Annotated in this window: 14 protein-coding genes; 9 read left to right on the forward strand and 5 right to left on the reverse strand. The window is 76.0% G+C overall.

Translation table 11 applies throughout. The annotated features are described in order from the left end of the window. Positions 1-73: 73 nt before the first annotated feature. On the reverse strand, positions 74-2,050 hold the full coding sequence (locus ACWCOM_RS10005) for a M13 family metallopeptidase (protein WP_454548598.1): 1,977 nt from the start codon (positions 2,048-2,050) through the stop codon (positions 74-76). Between the two features lie 158 nt (positions 2,051-2,208). Beyond that, positions 2,209-3,048, reverse strand: a complete 840-nt coding sequence (locus tag ACWCOM_RS10010) for an ABC transporter substrate-binding protein (RefSeq protein WP_454548599.1) — start codon at positions 3,046-3,048, stop codon at positions 2,209-2,211. 253 nt (positions 3,049-3,301) lie between these two features. On the opposite strand from ACWCOM_RS10010, the gene ACWCOM_RS10015 reads away from it, so the two are divergent. From ACWCOM_RS10015 to ACWCOM_RS10035, 5 genes are all read left to right on the forward strand, one after another. Beyond that, a complete protein-coding gene (locus tag ACWCOM_RS10015; protein WP_454548600.1) occupies positions 3,302-3,673 on the forward strand; it encodes an RNA-binding S4 domain-containing protein in 372 nt (123 codons plus the stop codon). Positions 3,674-3,710: 37 nt separating this feature from the next. Continuing rightward, positions 3,711-5,063: an MATE family efflux transporter gene (locus tag ACWCOM_RS10020; RefSeq protein WP_454548601.1), complete on the forward strand. Its 1,353-nt coding sequence runs from the start codon at positions 3,711-3,713 to the stop codon at positions 5,061-5,063. Positions 5,064-5,114: 51 nt separating this feature from the next. Further along, positions 5,115-6,086: a universal stress protein gene (locus tag ACWCOM_RS10025; protein WP_454548602.1), complete on the forward strand. Its 972-nt coding sequence runs from the start codon at positions 5,115-5,117 to the stop codon at positions 6,084-6,086. A gap of 47 nt (positions 6,087-6,133) precedes the next feature. Beyond that, positions 6,134-7,021 (forward strand): universal stress protein, encoded by an 888-nt coding sequence (locus tag ACWCOM_RS10030; RefSeq protein WP_454548603.1) that lies wholly within the window; start codon positions 6,134-6,136, stop codon positions 7,019-7,021. Between the two features lie 198 nt (positions 7,022-7,219). Beyond that, positions 7,220-8,086: a TPM domain-containing protein gene (locus ACWCOM_RS10035; RefSeq protein WP_454548604.1), complete on the forward strand. Its 867-nt coding sequence runs from the start codon at positions 7,220-7,222 to the stop codon at positions 8,084-8,086. Positions 8,087-8,122: 36 nt separating this feature from the next. Here ACWCOM_RS10035 and pdxT read toward each other — a convergent pair whose 3' ends face one another. Then, positions 8,123-8,725: a pyridoxal 5'-phosphate synthase glutaminase subunit PdxT gene (gene pdxT / locus ACWCOM_RS10040; RefSeq protein ID WP_454548605.1), complete on the reverse strand. Its 603-nt coding sequence runs from the start codon at positions 8,723-8,725 to the stop codon at positions 8,123-8,125. Beyond that, positions 8,722-9,678, reverse strand: coding sequence for a pyridoxal 5'-phosphate synthase lyase subunit PdxS (pdxS, locus tag ACWCOM_RS10045; protein ID WP_454548606.1), 957 nt, complete (start codon positions 9,676-9,678; stop codon positions 8,722-8,724). The genes pdxT and pdxS overlap by 4 nt, the downstream gene beginning before the upstream one ends. A gap of 110 nt (positions 9,679-9,788) precedes the next feature. Between pdxS and pdxR the strand changes: the two genes are divergently transcribed. From pdxR to ACWCOM_RS10065, 4 genes are all read left to right on the forward strand, one after another. Next, a complete protein-coding gene (gene pdxR, locus ACWCOM_RS10050) occupies positions 9,789-11,402 on the forward strand; it encodes a MocR-like pyridoxine biosynthesis transcription factor PdxR (protein ID WP_454548607.1) in 1,614 nt (537 codons plus the stop codon). A gap of 79 nt (positions 11,403-11,481) precedes the next feature. Next, complete coding sequence (locus ACWCOM_RS10055) at positions 11,482-12,072, forward strand: DUF308 domain-containing protein (protein ID WP_454548608.1); 591 nt, start codon at positions 11,482-11,484, stop codon at positions 12,070-12,072. Positions 12,073-12,133: 61 nt separating this feature from the next. After that, on the forward strand, positions 12,134-12,613 hold the full coding sequence (locus tag ACWCOM_RS10060; RefSeq protein ID WP_454548609.1) for a hypothetical protein: 480 nt from the start codon (positions 12,134-12,136) through the stop codon (positions 12,611-12,613). Positions 12,614-12,737: 124 nt separating this feature from the next. Then, positions 12,738-12,935: a hypothetical protein gene (locus ACWCOM_RS10065; protein WP_454548610.1), complete on the forward strand. Its 198-nt coding sequence runs from the start codon at positions 12,738-12,740 to the stop codon at positions 12,933-12,935. A gap of 81 nt (positions 12,936-13,016) precedes the next feature. Here the strand turns inward: ACWCOM_RS10065 and ACWCOM_RS10070 are convergent, their stop codons facing one another. Further along, complete coding sequence (locus tag ACWCOM_RS10070) at positions 13,017-15,248, reverse strand: heavy metal translocating P-type ATPase (RefSeq protein ID WP_454548627.1); 2,232 nt, start codon at positions 15,246-15,248, stop codon at positions 13,017-13,019. Positions 15,249-15,269: the final 21 nt, after the last annotated feature.

Here is a 15,269-nt window from a genome sequence, read left to right on the forward strand (position 1 = left end):
CGGCCCCCGCCCGCGGGGCGGCCCACGGCGGCCCGGCCCGCCGCGTGCCACCCCGCGGGCGGCGGGGCACCGGTCACCAGATGGTGACGCGGGCCTCCGGGGGGAGCCACAGGCCGTCGCCGGGGCGGGTGCGGAAGGTCTCGTGGAAGGCCGCCATGTTGCGCACCACGCCGTTGCAGCGGAACTCGTCCGGGGCGTGCGGATCGCCCGCCAGGCGGTTGATCAGCTCCTGCTCCCGGGCGGTCGAGCGCCACAGCGCCGCGTAGGCGTAGAAGAACCGCTCGGCGCCCGTGAGCCCGTCCAGCACCGGCGCCGTGTCCAGGTCCAGGCCCTGCTCCGCCAGCGCCATCCGGTAGGCCACCAGGGCGATCTCCAGCCCGCCGAGGTCCCCGATGTTCTCGCCCACGGTGAACGCCCCGTCCACGTGGTGCTCGGCGGACAGGCCGCGCGGGACGAAGCCGTCGTACTGGGCCACGAGCGCCGCGGTGCGCCGGGCGAACTCGGCGCGGTCCTCGTCGGTCCACCAGTCCTCGAGGTGACCGCGGGCGTCGTACCGGGCGCCCTGGTCGTCGAAGCCGTGGCCGATCTCGTGGCCGATCACGGAGCCGATCGCGCCGTAGCACACGGCGTCGTCGGCGTCGGCGTCGAAGTAGGGCGGCTGCAGGATCCCGGCGGGGAAGACCACCTCGTTGAGCACGGGGTGGAAGTAGGCGTTGACCCAGTGCGGGTAGAGCAGCCACTCGCCGCGGTCCACGGGCGCGCCCACCTTCCGCACGGCGCGGTCGTGCTCCAGGGCCAGGCCGGCGCGGACGTTGCCGAGCAGGTCCGCGGGGTCCAGGTCCAGGCCCGAGTAGTCCCGCCAGGTGCCGGGCCGGCCGACCTTGACGGTGAACGTGGACAGCTTCTCCAGCGCCCGCGCCCGGGTGGCCTCCGACATCCACTCCAGCCGGCCGATCCGCTCCCGGTAGGCGGCCAGCAGGTGCTCCACGAGCTGCTCCACCCGGGCCTGGTGCGCCGGCGGGAACCAGCGGTCCACGTAGGCCCGGGCCACGTCGTCGCCCAGGATCCGGGTGACCAGGAACTCGGCGCGCTTCCACCGCTCCCGGGGGCGGGTGATCCCGGACAGGGCGGTGCTGTAGAAGCGGAAGTTCTCCGCCACGAAGCACCGGGGCAGGAACGGGGCGCGCCGGGACACGATCCGCCACGACTGCCAGATCCGGATCTGCTGCTCCGACCACTCCTGCCAGAGCTCGCCCAGCCGGGTGGTGAACGAGGGCTGGCGCACGATGATCCGGGTGAACGCCGCCGTGCCCCGCTGCGGGGCGATGCCGGCCAGCCACGCCGCCCAGGGGAAGCCGGGGGCCAGGGCCACCAGGCCGGGCACGTCCACGGGGTTGTGCATCTGCGCCACGTCCCGCGCCGCGACGGTGTCCCAGTGCGCGGCGGCCAGCTGGGTCTCCATGGCCAGCACCGTGCCGGCGGCCTCCTCGCCGGACACGCCACACCGCGCCGGCAGGCCCGCGAGCTCGAGCATCGCCGCGACGTGGTCGGCGAACGCCGCGCGCAGCGGCCCGTGCACGGCGTCGGTGTAGTAGGACCGGGTGGGCAGGGACAGCCCGTCCTGGCACAGGAAGAAGGAGTACCGGGAGGAGTCCCCGGAGTCGTTCTCCACGAAGAAGGACAGCAGGCCGTCCACCCCGGTGCGCTGCAGGGCCGCGGAGGCCCCCGCGAGCTCCGCCTTGCCGCGCGCGGCGCCGAGCAGCTCGAGGTCGGGGTCCAGGGCGGCCCGGCCGCGGCGCTCGACGGCGTCCTCGTCGAGGAAGGAGCGGTGCAGGACCGCCATCCGGGACCCGGCCGGGGCCGCCCGGACGATCTCGTGCACCCGCCGGGCGTTGCGCTCGGTGAGCATCGCAGAGGCCCCGTCGGAGGCGCGGTCCCCGGGCAGGTCGTGGGCGTCGATCCAGCCGCCGTTGACGTGCCGGTGCAGGTCGTCCTGCGGGCGGACGCCGGGGTGGAGGTGCTGCAGGTCGAGGCCGGAGGAGGTCGTCACGGGCGCATCCCCTGTCGTGGTGGTGGGGCGTGCCGGAGCGCACGGGGCCGACGACGTCGCCCGCCCGGTCCCAGCCTACGGACGCGGACGCCGTGGCCCGCGGTCGGCGGGCCACGGCGTCCGTGGTGGTCGTCACACCCGGGCGGGCGCGGGGCGGATCAGCTCGCGGACGGCTCCGGGCTCGCCGAGCCGGCGGCCTCGCCGGTGCCCAGCCACCGGCCCTCGAGCTCCTCGAGGGTGCCGTCCTCCTGCATGGTGGCCAGCGACTCGTTCACCTGATCGAGCAGCGCGGTGTTGCCGGTCTTCACGGCCAGGCCCAGCTGCTCGCCGGTCTCGATCTCCTCGACCAGGCGCAGGTCCGGGTTGTCGGTGATGGCCGGGCCCATCACGGAGATGTTGCCGATCACGGCCTCGACGTCGCCGGTGTTGAGTCCCTGGATCATCAGGGCCGAGTCCTCGTACTGCACGACCTCGGCGTTGTTCTCCTGGGCCTGGGTCTCGCCCGTGGTGGCCTGCTGCACGCCCACGCGCTTGCCCGCGACGTCGGCCACGGAGTCGATGTCGGCGTCCGGGGCCACCAGCAGGGCGAGGTTGTCGTCGAGGTAGGGCTCGGAGAAGTCCATGACCGACTCGCGCTCCTCGTTGATGGTCATCCCCGAGGCGGCGAGGTCGCACTGGTCCGAGTCCAGGGCCACCCCCGACTGGATGCCCTCGAAGGCGGTGCGGATGAACTCCGTCTCCACCCCCATGTCCTCGGCGATGTTGTTGACCAGGTCGATGTCGAAGCCGACGGTCTCCCCGTTCTCCGTGTACTCGAAGGGGCGGTAGGGGATGTCCGAGCACACGGTGAGCGTGCCCGGGTTGATCAGGCTGATCTCCCCGCCGGTCGCGTCGCCGCCGGCCTCCTCGCCGCCGCCCGTGCTCGAGCACGCGCTCAGCGCGAGTGCGGAGGCGGCCAGCACGGACAGGGTCGCTGCCCCGTGGAACCTGCTCTTCATGGGTCTTTCCTTCCCTCGGGAGGTGCTCGCTCGTCCGGCGCGGCGTCGTGCCGGAGCGGGAGCCACTGCTGAATGAGGCTCAGTGTAGGGCGTCCGGGGTTGCCGGTGTGTTGCGCACCACTGGTCAGTAGCACATCGGTTGTCCCCACTGCCGCCCACGTGGGCCGGCGGCCGGGTCCGCGCCGGCGCCCGGTCTTCGGCACAATGGGCTCATGACTCGGACGGAGCACATCCCCGCCCCGGAGGGGCACCGGTGACGGCCGCGCCGGCGAGCGTGCGCGTGGACGCGTGGCTGTGGGCGGTGCGCGTGTTCAAGACCCGGTCCGCCGCCACGGCGGCGTGCCGGGCGGGCCACGTCAAGATCGACGGCACCTCGGTCAAGGCGGCCCAGCCCGTCCGGCCCGGCCAGCGGGTGAGCGTGCGCCGCCCCGGCCACGAGCAGGTGCTGGAGGTCGTCCAGCTGCTGACCAAGCGCGTCGGCGCGCCCGCGGCCGCGGCCGCCTACGTGGACCACAGCCCGCCCCCGCCCCCGGCCCTGCACGCGGCCGTGCCGCGCCGGGACCGGGGCGCCGGGCGTCCCACCAAGAAGGACCGCCGCGAGACGGACCGCCTCCGGGGCCTGTGAGCGCGGCCGGGTGCCGGCCCGTCGGTAGCCTGGTCCGGTGACCACCACCGCACGCCCGCGCGGGCTCAACCGGCAGATCCTGGCCCTGGCGGTGCCCGCCTTCGGCGCGCTCGTGGCCGAGCCGCTGTTCCTGCTGGCGGACACGGCGATCGTCGGCCACCTGGGCACCCCGCAGCTGGCGGGGGTGGGCGTGGCCGCCGCCCTGGTCCAGACGGTCGTGGGGCTGATGGTCTTCCTCGCCTACAGCACCACGCCCGCGGTGGCCCGCCACCTCGGCGCCGGCCGGCCGGCCGAGGCCGTGGCGGTGGGCCGGGACGGGCTGTGGGTGGCCGCCGGGCTCGGCGTGGTCCTCTCCGCGGCCGGCCGGGCGTTCGGCCGTCCCCTGCTGGAGCGGATGGGCGCCCGCGGGGAGGTCCTGGAGCACGCGGTCGCCTACCTGCACTGGTCCCTGCCCGGGCTGACCGCCATGCTGGTGGTGCTCGCCGCCACCGGCGTGCTGCGCGGGCTGCAGGACACGAGGACCCCGCTGCTCATCGCGGGGATCGGGGCGGCGGCCAACGCGGTGCTGAACGTCCTTCTGGTGCACGGCGCCGGCCTGGGCGTGGCCGGTGCCGCGGCCGGCACGAGCGCCGTGCAGTGGGCCATGGCCCTGGCCTACCTGCGGATCGTGCACCGGCTGGCCCGCCGGCACGGGGTGGGGCCGGGGACCTCGTGGACCCGGCTGCGCGCCCACCTGGCCGTGGGGTCCTGGCTGATGCTGCGCACGGTGTCCCTGCGGATCGCCATCCTCGCGACCGTACTGGTGGTCACGGCCCAGGGCGCCCAGAACCTGGCCGCTCACCAGCTCGTGATGACGGTGTTCAGCTTCCTCGCCTTCGCCCTCGACGCCCTGGCCATCGCCGCGCAGGCGCTGCTGGGCCGGGAGATGGGCGCCCGGGACCTGGCGGAGCCGGCCGAGCGGCGGGCGGTCCGCGACCTGATGCGCCGGCTGGTGCTCTGGGGCCTCGGCTTCGGGGTAGTGACCGGCCTGCTCGTGGCCGTGCTCGGGACGCGCCTGGGCTTCCTGCTCAGCCCGGACCCGGCCGTGCAGGCCCTGTTCGCGGCGGCCCTGCTCGTGGTCGCGGCCGGCCAGCCGCTGGCCGCCTACGTCTTCGTCCTCGACGGGGTGCTCATCGGGGCCGGGGACGCCCGCTACCTCGCCGTGGCCGGGGTGCTCAACCTCGCCGTCTACGCCCCGCTGCTGGCGCTCGTGGCCGGCGCCGGCGGCTCGGGCGCCGGCGCGCTCGTGGGGCTGTGGATCGCCTACGCGGGAGGCTACCTGGGGGCCCGGGCGCTGACCCTGGGGCTGCGCGCCCGCGGCGACGCCTGGATGCTCCGGAACGCGCGGTAACAACCGGGAAGCCACGGGGGGACGTGGTGCGGATCACCTAAAATTCCGACCATGGACAACGACTCCCGCACGCAGAACCAGCCCGCTGCCGGACACGATGTCGTGCTCGTCGGGATCGACGGGTCGGACCAGGCCCGGCACGCCCTGGACCGGGCGGTCGAGGAGGCCCGGGCGCACCAGCTGTCGGTCCTCCTGGTCGGCGCCTACCCGGTCATCGGGGTGGGCGACCCCGGGCTCGAGCAGCGTTTCACTGAGGCGGTGACCAAGGAGAACGCTGAGCACCTCGCCGAGGCCCGGCGGGTCGTGGAGGACGCGGGCCTGCCCGTGGAGACCGTCGAGGCCGCCGGGGACGCCGCCAAGGCCGTCGTGGAGCGCTCCGGCAGGGCCGCGCTCGTCGTCATGGGCAAGCGCGGCCGCGGCGGGGCCCTGCGCGGCCGGCTCGGCTCGGTCTCCGCGGCGGTCGCCGCGCACGCCAAGTGCCCGGTCGTGGTCGTCCCCGAGCCGGCCGAGAAGCGGCACAGCGAGCGCAGCCGCGGCGGCACCGACTACGCGCTCGAGGAGCAGGGGCCGGTCAGGGCGGAGGACGTCGACTTCTCGGGGCGGGTGGTCGTGGGCCTCGACGCCCTCGGCTCGCGCAACCCGGCGCTGTGGCAGGCCGTGCGCTACGCCGAGGAGCACGGCAAGCCCCTGGCGCTCGTGTCCGTCAACGGGGCCCTGTCCGGCACGCCCTCCTGGTTCCAGGACGAGTTCAACGAGGCCCGCTACTTCCGCGAGGCCGAGCGCAAGCTCGAGGAGATCTCGCAGGAGATCGCGTCCGAGCACCCCGGCCTCACCGTGGAGCACCACATCTTCGTCGGCCGCCCGGGGCGCATCCTGATGAACGCCACGCACTCCGCGGACCTGGTCGTGGTCGGCTCCCGCGGCATCGGCGGGTTCCGCGGGCTGCTGCTCGGCTCGGTCTCCCAGGCCGTGCTGGAGAACGCCGCCGGACCGGTCATGATCGTGCCCGCCCACCCCGCCTGAGCCGCTCCTCCGGGAGCGCCCGCCGCGAGAACAGGAAGCAGCCGTCCATGGCAGAGCAGATCGTCGTCGGCTACGACGGCTCCGAGAACAGCGACCGTGCCCTCGACTGGGCGATCCAGGAGGCGCGGTCCCTCGGGTCCGACCTGAAGGTGGTGGTCTCCATGGGCCGGCCCGTGGCCGTGGACCCCAGCCTGTACGGACCGTTCCTGGAGGCGATCGAGGCGGAGCGCGACCAGGTCGCCGGCGCCGCCGTGGCGAGGGCCCGCGCGTCCGGCGTTCCGGCCGTCGGCGTCGTCGAGCGCGGCGACGCGGCGGGCGTGCTGGTGCAGGAGTCCGAGCACGCCGCCGCGCTGGTGCTCGGCCGCCGCGGCCGCCGCGGCGTGCGCGGGCGCCTCGGCTCGGTCTCGGCGGCGGCCTCGGCGCACGCCCGGTGCCCGGTGATCGTGCTGCCCGAGCGCTGGGACCCGGAAGCGGTCCGCGGTGCGGAGGGCCCGTTCCGGGGTCGCGTGCTCGTCGGCGTGGACCGGCTGGGCCGGGACAACCCGGCGGTCGTCGCGGCCGCGCGGTACGCCGGGCGGCACGGCGCGGGACTGACGCTGGTCACGGTGGTGCCGGAGGCCACGAGCATGCCCACGGGCTCCGCGGACCTGGACCGGGCGGTGCGCGAGCAGCTCACCGAGCCCGCCCAGGCCCTGGTGGACCAGGTCGCCGCGGCCGTGCGGGAGGACCACCCGGGACTGGACGTCGAGACGTACGTGTTCTCGGGCACGCCCGCGGACCAGCTGGTGCGGGCGGGGCGGGCGGCGGAGCTCGTGGTGGTCGGCAGCCGCGGCTACGGCGGGTTCCGGGGCCTGCTCATGGGCTCCGTCTCCCAGGCCGTGCTCAACGAGGGCGGCAGCCCGGTGATGGTCGTGCCCACCCGCCGGAAGGGCTGAATCGGCCGGAAGGGCTGACCCCGCCGGAAGGGTTGGAGCCACCAGAAGCGCTGGACCCGCCCGGGGCCGTCCGCCCGCAGGCGGAGCGGTCCCGGCCCCGCGGCGCCGGAGCTCGCCCTGCAGGCGGATCCGCCCGCGGCCGCGACCTGCCACGGTGGAACCGGACCCCGGACCGCCCGGGGGCTGGGAGGAGGACCTGTGCGCCGTCGGACCCTGGCCGTGCTCGCCCTGGGCGGCGCCGCCCTCACCGCGTGCTCCGCCCCCGCGCCGGGCGTGCCTGCGCCGCCCGCCGGCTCCGCCGTCCTGGACGCCGCCGACGTCCTCACGGACGCGCAGGAGCGGGAGCTCGACGCCCTGATCGAGGAGCGCAACGCGGCCACGGACGCCGCGCGGGTCGCCGTGCTGACGGTGCAGGAGGCCGGTGGGCCGATCGAGGACCGCGCCCGCGAGATCGCCGCCGCGTGGGAGGTGGGTGACGCCGGGGCGGACAACGGCGTGCTCGTGCTCGCGGCCACCGGGGACCGGGAGCTGCGGATCGAGTCGGCGGACGGGGTGCGGGAGCGGTTCACGGACGACGAGGCGGAGCAGGTCGTGGAGGACGTGCTGGAGCCCGCCTTCGCGGACGAGCGCTACGCGCAGGGCCTGGGCGAGGCCGTGGAGCAGGTCTACGTCTACGCGCAGGGCGGGGAGCCCCCGCAGGACCCCTTCGACTGGGTCCTGCTCGGCTGGGTCGTGGGCGGCGTCGGCCTGGCCGGTGCGCTGGTGGCCTGGTGGATCGCCGCGGACCTCCGCCGCCGGCGGCGGATCGCCGACGAGGAGCTGCGGGCGGCCCGGCAGCGGGATCCCGGCCTGCGGCTCACCGACGAGCAGCGGAAGGCGTACCGGACGTACCGCTACCACCACCGCACGGACGACGCCGTGACGAACCCGGCCGTGTGGCTGCCGCTCTACCTGGCCAACCCGGGGCTGTACTCCGGCGGCTCGGGCGGCGGCGCCGCCGACGGCGGGTCCTCCTTCGGCGGGGGCGGCGGCTTCACCGGCGGCGGGGCCTCCGGCAGCTACTGACCCGCACCCGCCGTACGGCGCCGCGCAAGGCCCCGGTCAGGCGGGTAGGGCCCGCCGGGCGGCGACGAGGGAGAGCAGGTGCCGGTGCACCACGGTCTCCCCGGTCAGCTCGGGGTGGAAGGAGATGCCGACCACGCCGCCGCTCGCCACCGCGACCACCTCGCCGCGGTGCCGGGCCAGCACCGTGACGCCCTCGCCCACGCGCGTCACCACGGGGGCGCGGATGAAGGCCGCGCGCACCGCGGCCCCGTCGTCGCCCCACGCGAGCACGGCCTCCTCGGAGGCCGTCTGGGAGCCGAACGCGTTGCGGGCCACCGTGACGTCCAGGACCTCGAGGGTGCGCTGGCCGGGGGCCGGGTCCTCGATGCCGGAGGAGAGCAGGATCAGCCCGGCGCACGTGCCCAGGGTCGGCAGGCCGCCGAGCACGGCGTCGCGCAGCGGGTCGCGCAGCCCGAACAGGCGCAGCAGCCGGTCCACGGTGGAGGACTCCCCGCCGGGCAGCACCAGCGCGTCCAGCCCGGTGAGCTGCTCGGCCGTCTTCACGAGCACGGGCTCGGCGCCGAGCTGCCGCAGCATCGCGGCGTGCTCGGCGACCCCGCCCTGCAGGGCGAGGACGCCGACCCGGGGCGCGGAGCTCACCAGCCGCGCTCCGCGAGCCGGTGCGGGGCCGGGAGGTCGCCCACGTTGATCCCGACCATCGCCTCGCCGAGCCCGCGGGAGGCCTCGGCGATCTTCTCGGGATCGTCGTAGTAGGCGGTGGCCTTCACGATCGCCTGCGCCCGGGCGGCGGGGTTGCCGGACTTGAAGATGCCCGAGCCCACGAACACGCCGTCGGCGCCGAGCTGCATCATCATGGCGGCGTCCGCGGGGGTGGCCACGCCCCCGGCGGTGAACAGCACGACCGGCAGCTTCCCGGTGCGGGCGACCTCCAGGACGATGTCGTAGGGGGCGGCGAGCTCCTTGGCCTTCACGTAGAGGGCGTCGGGGGAGACGGCGTGCAGGGCCTGCAGCTCCGCGATCTGGCCGCGGATGGTGCGGATGTGCTTGGTGGCCTCCGAGACGTCCCCGGTGCCGGCCTCGCCCTTGGAGCGGATCATGGCGGCGCCCTCGGCGAGCCGGCGCAGGGCCTCGCCCAGGTTGGTGGCACCGCACACGAACGGGACGGTGAAGCGCTGCTTGTCGATGTGGTTGACGTAGTCGGCGGGGGAGAGGACCTCGGACTCGTCGATGTAGTCGACCTCGAGGTGCTCCAGGACCTGGGCCTCCACGAAGTGGCCGATGCGCACCTTGGCCATCACGGGGATCGACACGGCGGCCTGGATGCCCTCGATCAGGTCCGGGTCGGACATGCGGGCCACGCCGCCCTGGGCGCGGATGTCGGCGGGCACCCGCTCGAGGGCCATGACGGCCACGGCGCCGGCGTCCTCGGCGATGCGGGCCTGCTCGGCGGTGACGACGTCCATGATGACGCCGCCCTTGAGCATGTCGGCGAGGCCGCGCTTGACCAGCGGGGAGCCGGTGAGCGGGGTGGCGTCCGCGGAGGAGGCGGTCCGGGAGGAGGACTGGGCAGGAGTGGTCTGCAGATCGGTCATGCGACCATCCTCCGCCCGGAAGTGGTCCACCAACAGGTCCACCAACAGTAGAATCTGTTGGACCACTTCCGGTCCGGCGCCCCGGACCTCGACCCGGGAACGAGGTGCCCGTGCGCCACCCCCACGACGTCGGCCTGCCGGTGCACGTGGACCGCGAGGACCCCGCCCCGCTGCCCGCCCAGCTCGTCCAGCAGCTGCGGGAGCTGGTGGTCTCCGGCGCGCTGCGCCCCGGCGACCCGCTGCCCTCCACGCGCGGGCTCGCCGCCCGGCTCGGCATCTCGCGGGGATCCGTGGTGACCGCCTACGACCAGCTGCACGGCGAGGGCTATCTGCACGCGACCAACGGGGCCACCGTCGTCCACCCGGACCTCGCCCGCTCCCGCGTCGAGCGGGCGGGACCCCGCGCCGGCGGCGGGTCCGGGGCCCGGCCGCCGGCGCCGCCGCCGCGGCGGGGCCGGGACCGGCCCATGATCGACCTCACCCCCGGGCGCCCCGACACCGCGCGGCTGGCCACCCCCGGCTGGCGGGCCGCGTGGCGGGACGCCGCGGCCGCCGCCGCAGGGACGGCCGCGCCCCCGCCCCAGGGCGCCGAGCCGCTGCGCGAGCAGATCGCCGAGCACCTGCGGCTGATGCGCGGCGTGGTCCGGGACCCGCAGGACCTCTTCGTCACGGCTGGGGCCCGGGACGGGCTCCAGCTGCTGCTCGCCGCCCTGGGCGGACTCGCCGGCCGTCCGCTGCGCGTGGCCGTGGAGGACCCGGGCTACCCGTCCCTGCGCCGGGTGCCGGAGCGGCTCGGCCACCGGGTGCTGCCCGTGCCGATCGACGACCACGGCCTCGACCCCGCCCGGCTGCCGTCCGGCGCGTGGTCCGGCGCGTGGCCGGGCGCGTGGTCGGAGGACTGGGAGGTCGACCGCGCCCCCGACGCCGTGGTGGTGACCCCCAGCCACCAGTACCCCCTCGGGGCCTCGATGCCCGCCGCCCGCCGCCTCGAGCTGCTCGACTGGGCCCGCGCCCACGACGCCCTGATCGTGGAGGACGACTACGACTCGGAGCTGCGCTACGTGGGCGAGCCCCTCCCGGCGCTGTCCGCCCTCGACCACGGGCCCGGTGCCGCCGCGCGCCCGCCCGCCCCCGGCCGGCGGCTCGGCGGCGGCGGGCACGTGGCCACGCTGGGGTCCTTCACCAAGGTCCTCGCGCCCGGGCTGGGGGTCGGCTACCTGGTCGCCCCGCCGGCCCTGCGGGAGGAGCTGCTGCGGCTGCGCACCGACCTCGGCAACCCCGCCTCGGCGGTGGCCCAGGACGCCATGGCCCGCTTCCTCGCCGACGGCGGGCTGCGCCGGCACACCGCCCGGATGCGGCGGGAGTACCGGCGCCGGCGGGACCTGCTCGGCACCGCGCTCGCCGGGGTCCGCGGGGTGCGGGCCGTGCCCATGGACGGCGGGCTGCACGCGGTCCTGGAGTTCACCGGGGAGGTGGCCCTCGAGGAGCAGGACGTCGTGGCCCGGGCCGCGGCGGCGGGCGTGCGGGTCGCCGCCCTGGGCTCCTACTGGGCGGAGGGTGCCCGCGGTGGGCGCCGCGGCGTCGTGGTGGGCTTCGGCGCCACCGGCGCCGCCCCGGAGGGGCGGGCCCTGCCGGACGCCCTCGCGGTGCTGGCCCGGGTGCTCTCGGCGCCCCAGTCGGAGCCCGGGCCGGCGCCCGGACGGGCACCCGGGGCCGCTCGCTAGACTGTCCGGTGCCCCGCGGGCCCCGCCCGGGCCGCCGCACCAGGGCCTCCCCGCCGAGCCGTCCCCGAAAGGCCTCACCGTGAACCCCGAACCGAGCACCGGCATCCACCGCGACCTGTTCGCGCCCACGCTGCTGCGCGCGCTCGTGGCCCTGTGCTTCGCCGCCGTGACCATCTTCTGGCAGGAGCCGTCGATGGCCGTGGTGGTGTGGGGCGTGGGCCTCTACCTCCTGCTGACGGGCGCGGCGAGCATCCTGCTGCAGCTGCGGCTCAACGGCAACGACCACGTGGACCTGGGCCGCAGCCGGCAGGTCCCGCAGTCCTACGGCCTGCTCTACGCCGTGGGCGGGGCGCTCACCCTCCTCGGCGCCGACGGCCCCGACGGTCTCGCCCTCTACGCCGGGCTCGTCATGGGCGTCGCCGGGCTCACCGAGCTCGCGCTCGGGCTGACGACCCGCACCACCTTCCCGCTGGGCCGGGACTGGACCATCGCCGGGCTCGTCACGGTCCTCGCCGCCACGGGCCTCGTGCTGGTGGCCGACCTCGGCGCGAAGGCGCTCTTCGGCGTGGTCGGCGCCGCCGCGGTGGTCATCGGCGTCACCCACCTGCTCGCCGCGCTGAGCCTGCGGCACGAGGACCGGCGGGGGCGGGCCCCCGCCGGGACGGCGTAGACTGGACAACCCCACGGCAGGCCCCGGCCTGCCCACCACACCGGTTTCACGAGGAGGACGAGTGGCACAGCGCAAGGGCTCGCGAGGCGGCTTCCGGGCCGACGTCAAGGGCCCCCTGATCCTGTCCGCCGTGCTCGCGGCCGTGGCCTTCGGCGGCGTGGCGATCTTCGCCAGCGGCGGGACCGAGAACCAGCTGCGCGTGGACCTGGCCCTCATCACGGCCGGCATCGTCTTCATCGTGGTCCTGGTGGTCAGCGCCACGCTCATGATCGTCGAGAAGCCCAACGACCCCCATCTGGGGGAGGGCACCGGCGTCAACCGCTCCTCGGCCAAGCTCTACGCCGAGGCCCGCGCCCGCCGCGAGGCCGCGGCCCGCCCGGCCGGCGAGGCCGAGTTCGGCCAGCGCGTCCCCCCCGACACCCGGGGCGAGGACCTCCTCGGCCGGGGCGCCGCCGGGGACCCGCCCCGGGACGCGGGCGGGGACGCGACGGGGGGCCCGGCCGGCGGCACGCGCGGCGACGACGCAGCCCCCCGCTCCTGAGCCCCGGCGGCCGGCCGCGGGCCCCGGGTGCTTGGCCGACGCCCGCCCGCTCAGTAGATTGGGCACCACCTGAGCAGCCGGGCCGCCCCGCGCCCCCGCTCCAGACGCAAGGACGGGAGTCAGCATGAGCCAGCAGCCGGAGCCGCCCACCGAGGGCGACGCGGAGTTCGAGGAAAAGGTCCAGCAGCGGATGGCCGCCACACCGGGCGCCGATGCGCAGGACAGCACCTCGAACGCTCCTCAGGAGGAGCAGAAGAGCGAGCTGCCGGTCCTCGAGGAGGACGAGGACAGCGTGGCCACCCCGGGCAGCAGCGACGCCTGACCCGCGCGCTCCGCACGCGGCGACGCCCCGGGAGGACTCCGGTCCTCCCGGGGCGTCGCCATGTGCTGGCCGGGGTCCGGCTCAGCGGCCGAAGCCGCGCAGCCGCAGGGAGTTCAGCACCACGAACACGGAGCTGAAGGCCATGGCCGCGCCCGCGACCACCGGGTTGAGCAGCCCGGCGGCGGCCACCGGGAGGGCCACCGCGTTGTAGGCGAAGGCCCAGAACAGGTTGGACTTGATGACCGACAGGGTCCGCCGGGACAGCGCGATGGCCGTGGGCACCGAGCCCACGTCGCTGCGCACGATGGTGATGTCCGCGGCCTCGATGGCCGCGTCCGTGCCCGAGCCCATCGCGATCCCCAGATCGGCCTGGGCCAGCGCGGCGGCGTCGTTGACGCCGTCGCCCACCATGGCGACCACGCGCCCGTCGTCCTGCAGGTCGCGCACCACCGCGACCTTGCCCTCCGGGCTGACGTCGGCGACGACGTCCTCGGCGGGGATGCCCACCTCGGCCGCGACCGCGCGGGCCACCGGCTCGTTGTCCCCGGTCAGCAGCAGCGGGCGCAGCCCCAGGCCCTGCAGCCGCTCGACGGCCTCCCGGGCGTCGTCCTTCACCGTGTCGCGCAGGTCCACGAACCCGGCCAGCGCCCCGTCCACGGCCACGAGGACCGTGGTGAACCCGCCCTCCTGGGCGCGCCGCAGCGCGTCCAGCTGGGCCGCGTCGAGGCGCACGCCGTTCTCGGCGAGCCAGGTGGTGCGACCGACCACCACGGAGCGGGAGTGCATCCCGTCCACCACGTGCGCGCGGACGCCGCCGCCGGGGGCCGAGACGAAGCCGGAGAGCGGGAACCGGTGCGGGGTGGCCGCGGCCACGGCCCGGGCGATCGGGTGCTCGGAGTGCTGCTCCACCGAGGCGGCGAGGTCCAGCACCTGGTCCCGGGAGCAGGTCCCCACGGGGGTCACCGCGGCCACGGAGAGCCGGCCGCTGGTCACGGTGCCGGTCTTGTCCAGCACCACGGTGTCCACGGTGCGGGTGTCCTCGAGCACCTCGGCGCCCTTGACGAGGATCCCCAGCTGCGCGCCGCGGCCGGTGCCGGTGAGCAGGGCCGTGGGCGTGGCCAGGCCGAGGGCGCACGGGCAGGCGATGACGAGGACGGAGACCGCCGCCACGAACGCGGCGTCGACGTCATCGGTCAGCACCAGCCAGCCCACCAGTGTGAGCAGGGCCAGTACGAGGACGACCGGGACGAAGACCGCGGAGATCCGGTCGGCGAGCCGGGCCACGGGCGCCTTGGACGTCTGCGCCCGGACGACCGCCCGGCCCATCTGGGCCAGGGTCGTGTCGGCGCCCACCCGGGTCGCCTCGACCAGCAGCCGGCCGTTCGTGGTGATCGTCGCCCCGGTCACGGCGTCGCCGACGCCCACCTCGACCGGCAGGGACTCGCCGGTGAGCAGGGACGTGTCCACGGCCGAGCGGCCCTCGACGACCACGCCGTCGGCGGCGATCTTCTCCCCGGGGCGCACCACGATCCGGTCCCCGGGCTGCAGCTGCTCGGCCGGCACGCTCGTCTCGACGCCGTCCCGGAGGACGACGGCGTCCTTGGCGCCCAGCTCCAGCAGCGCCCGCAGCGCCTCCCCCGAGCGGGTCTTCGCCCGGGCCTCGAGGTAGCGGCCCAGCAGCAGGAAGGCGGTCACGAGGGCGCCGGTCTCGAAGTACAGCTGGTGCCCGCTCATGTCCATGGTGTGCCCGAGCATCGCCCCGGCCGTCATGGCCGGGTCGCGCAGCAGGTTCCACAGCGAGAACAGGTACGCGGCGGACACGCCCAGGGAGACGAGGGTGTCCATGGTGGAGGTGAGGTGCCGGGCGTTGACGGCGGCCGAGCGGTGGAACGGCCAGGCGGCCCACGTCACGACCGGCAGGCTCAGCAGCGCGGCCGCCCAGCCCCAGTGCGGGAACTGGAAGCCGGGCAGCATCGAGATCACGACCACCGGCAGGGAGAGGGCCCCGGCCACGGCCAGGCGCCGGCGCAGGGACCCGGGGGAGCGCAGCGAGGAGGCCTCCCGGCCGGACACCCGCTCCAGCGCGGAGACGGGCGCTCCGCCGTCCCCGTCGTCGTCGGGCCCGGGACGGGGCGCCTCCTTGACGACGGCCCCGTAGCCGGCGCCCTCGACCGCCCCGAGGACCTGCGCGTCGCTCACGCCCTCCGGGATGCGGACCGTGGCGGTCTCCAGGGCGAGGTTCACGGAGGCGTCCACGCCGTCGAGCCGGCCGAGCTTCTTCTCGACCCGGTTCACGCACGAGGCGCACGTCATGCCGGTGATCTCCAGCTCGAG

The organism is Kocuria sp. KH4, assembly GCF_053711175.1.

Bases quoted from the DNA above. Each gene is read 5' to 3' on its own strand.
- ACWCOM_RS10025 (WP_454548602.1), top strand. From the start codon at position 5,115: ATGGACAACGACTCCCGCACGCAGAACCAGCCCGCTGCCGGACACGAT.
- ACWCOM_RS10065 (WP_454548610.1), top strand. From the start codon at position 12,738: ATGAGCCAGCAGCCGGAGCCGCCCACCGAGGGCGACGCGGAGTTCGAG.
- ACWCOM_RS10030 (WP_454548603.1), top strand. From the start codon at position 6,134: ATGGCAGAGCAGATCGTCGTCGGCTACGACGGCTCCGAGAACAGCGAC.
- ACWCOM_RS10070 (WP_454548627.1), bottom strand. From the start codon at position 15,248: ATGACGTGCGCCTCGTGCGTGAACCGGGTCGAGAAGAAGCTCGGCCGG.
- pdxS (WP_454548606.1), bottom strand. From the start codon at position 9,678: ATGACCGATCTGCAGACCACTCCTGCCCAGTCCTCCTCCCGGACCGCC.
- ACWCOM_RS10010 (WP_454548599.1), bottom strand. From the start codon at position 3,048: ATGAAGAGCAGGTTCCACGGGGCAGCGACCCTGTCCGTGCTGGCCGCC.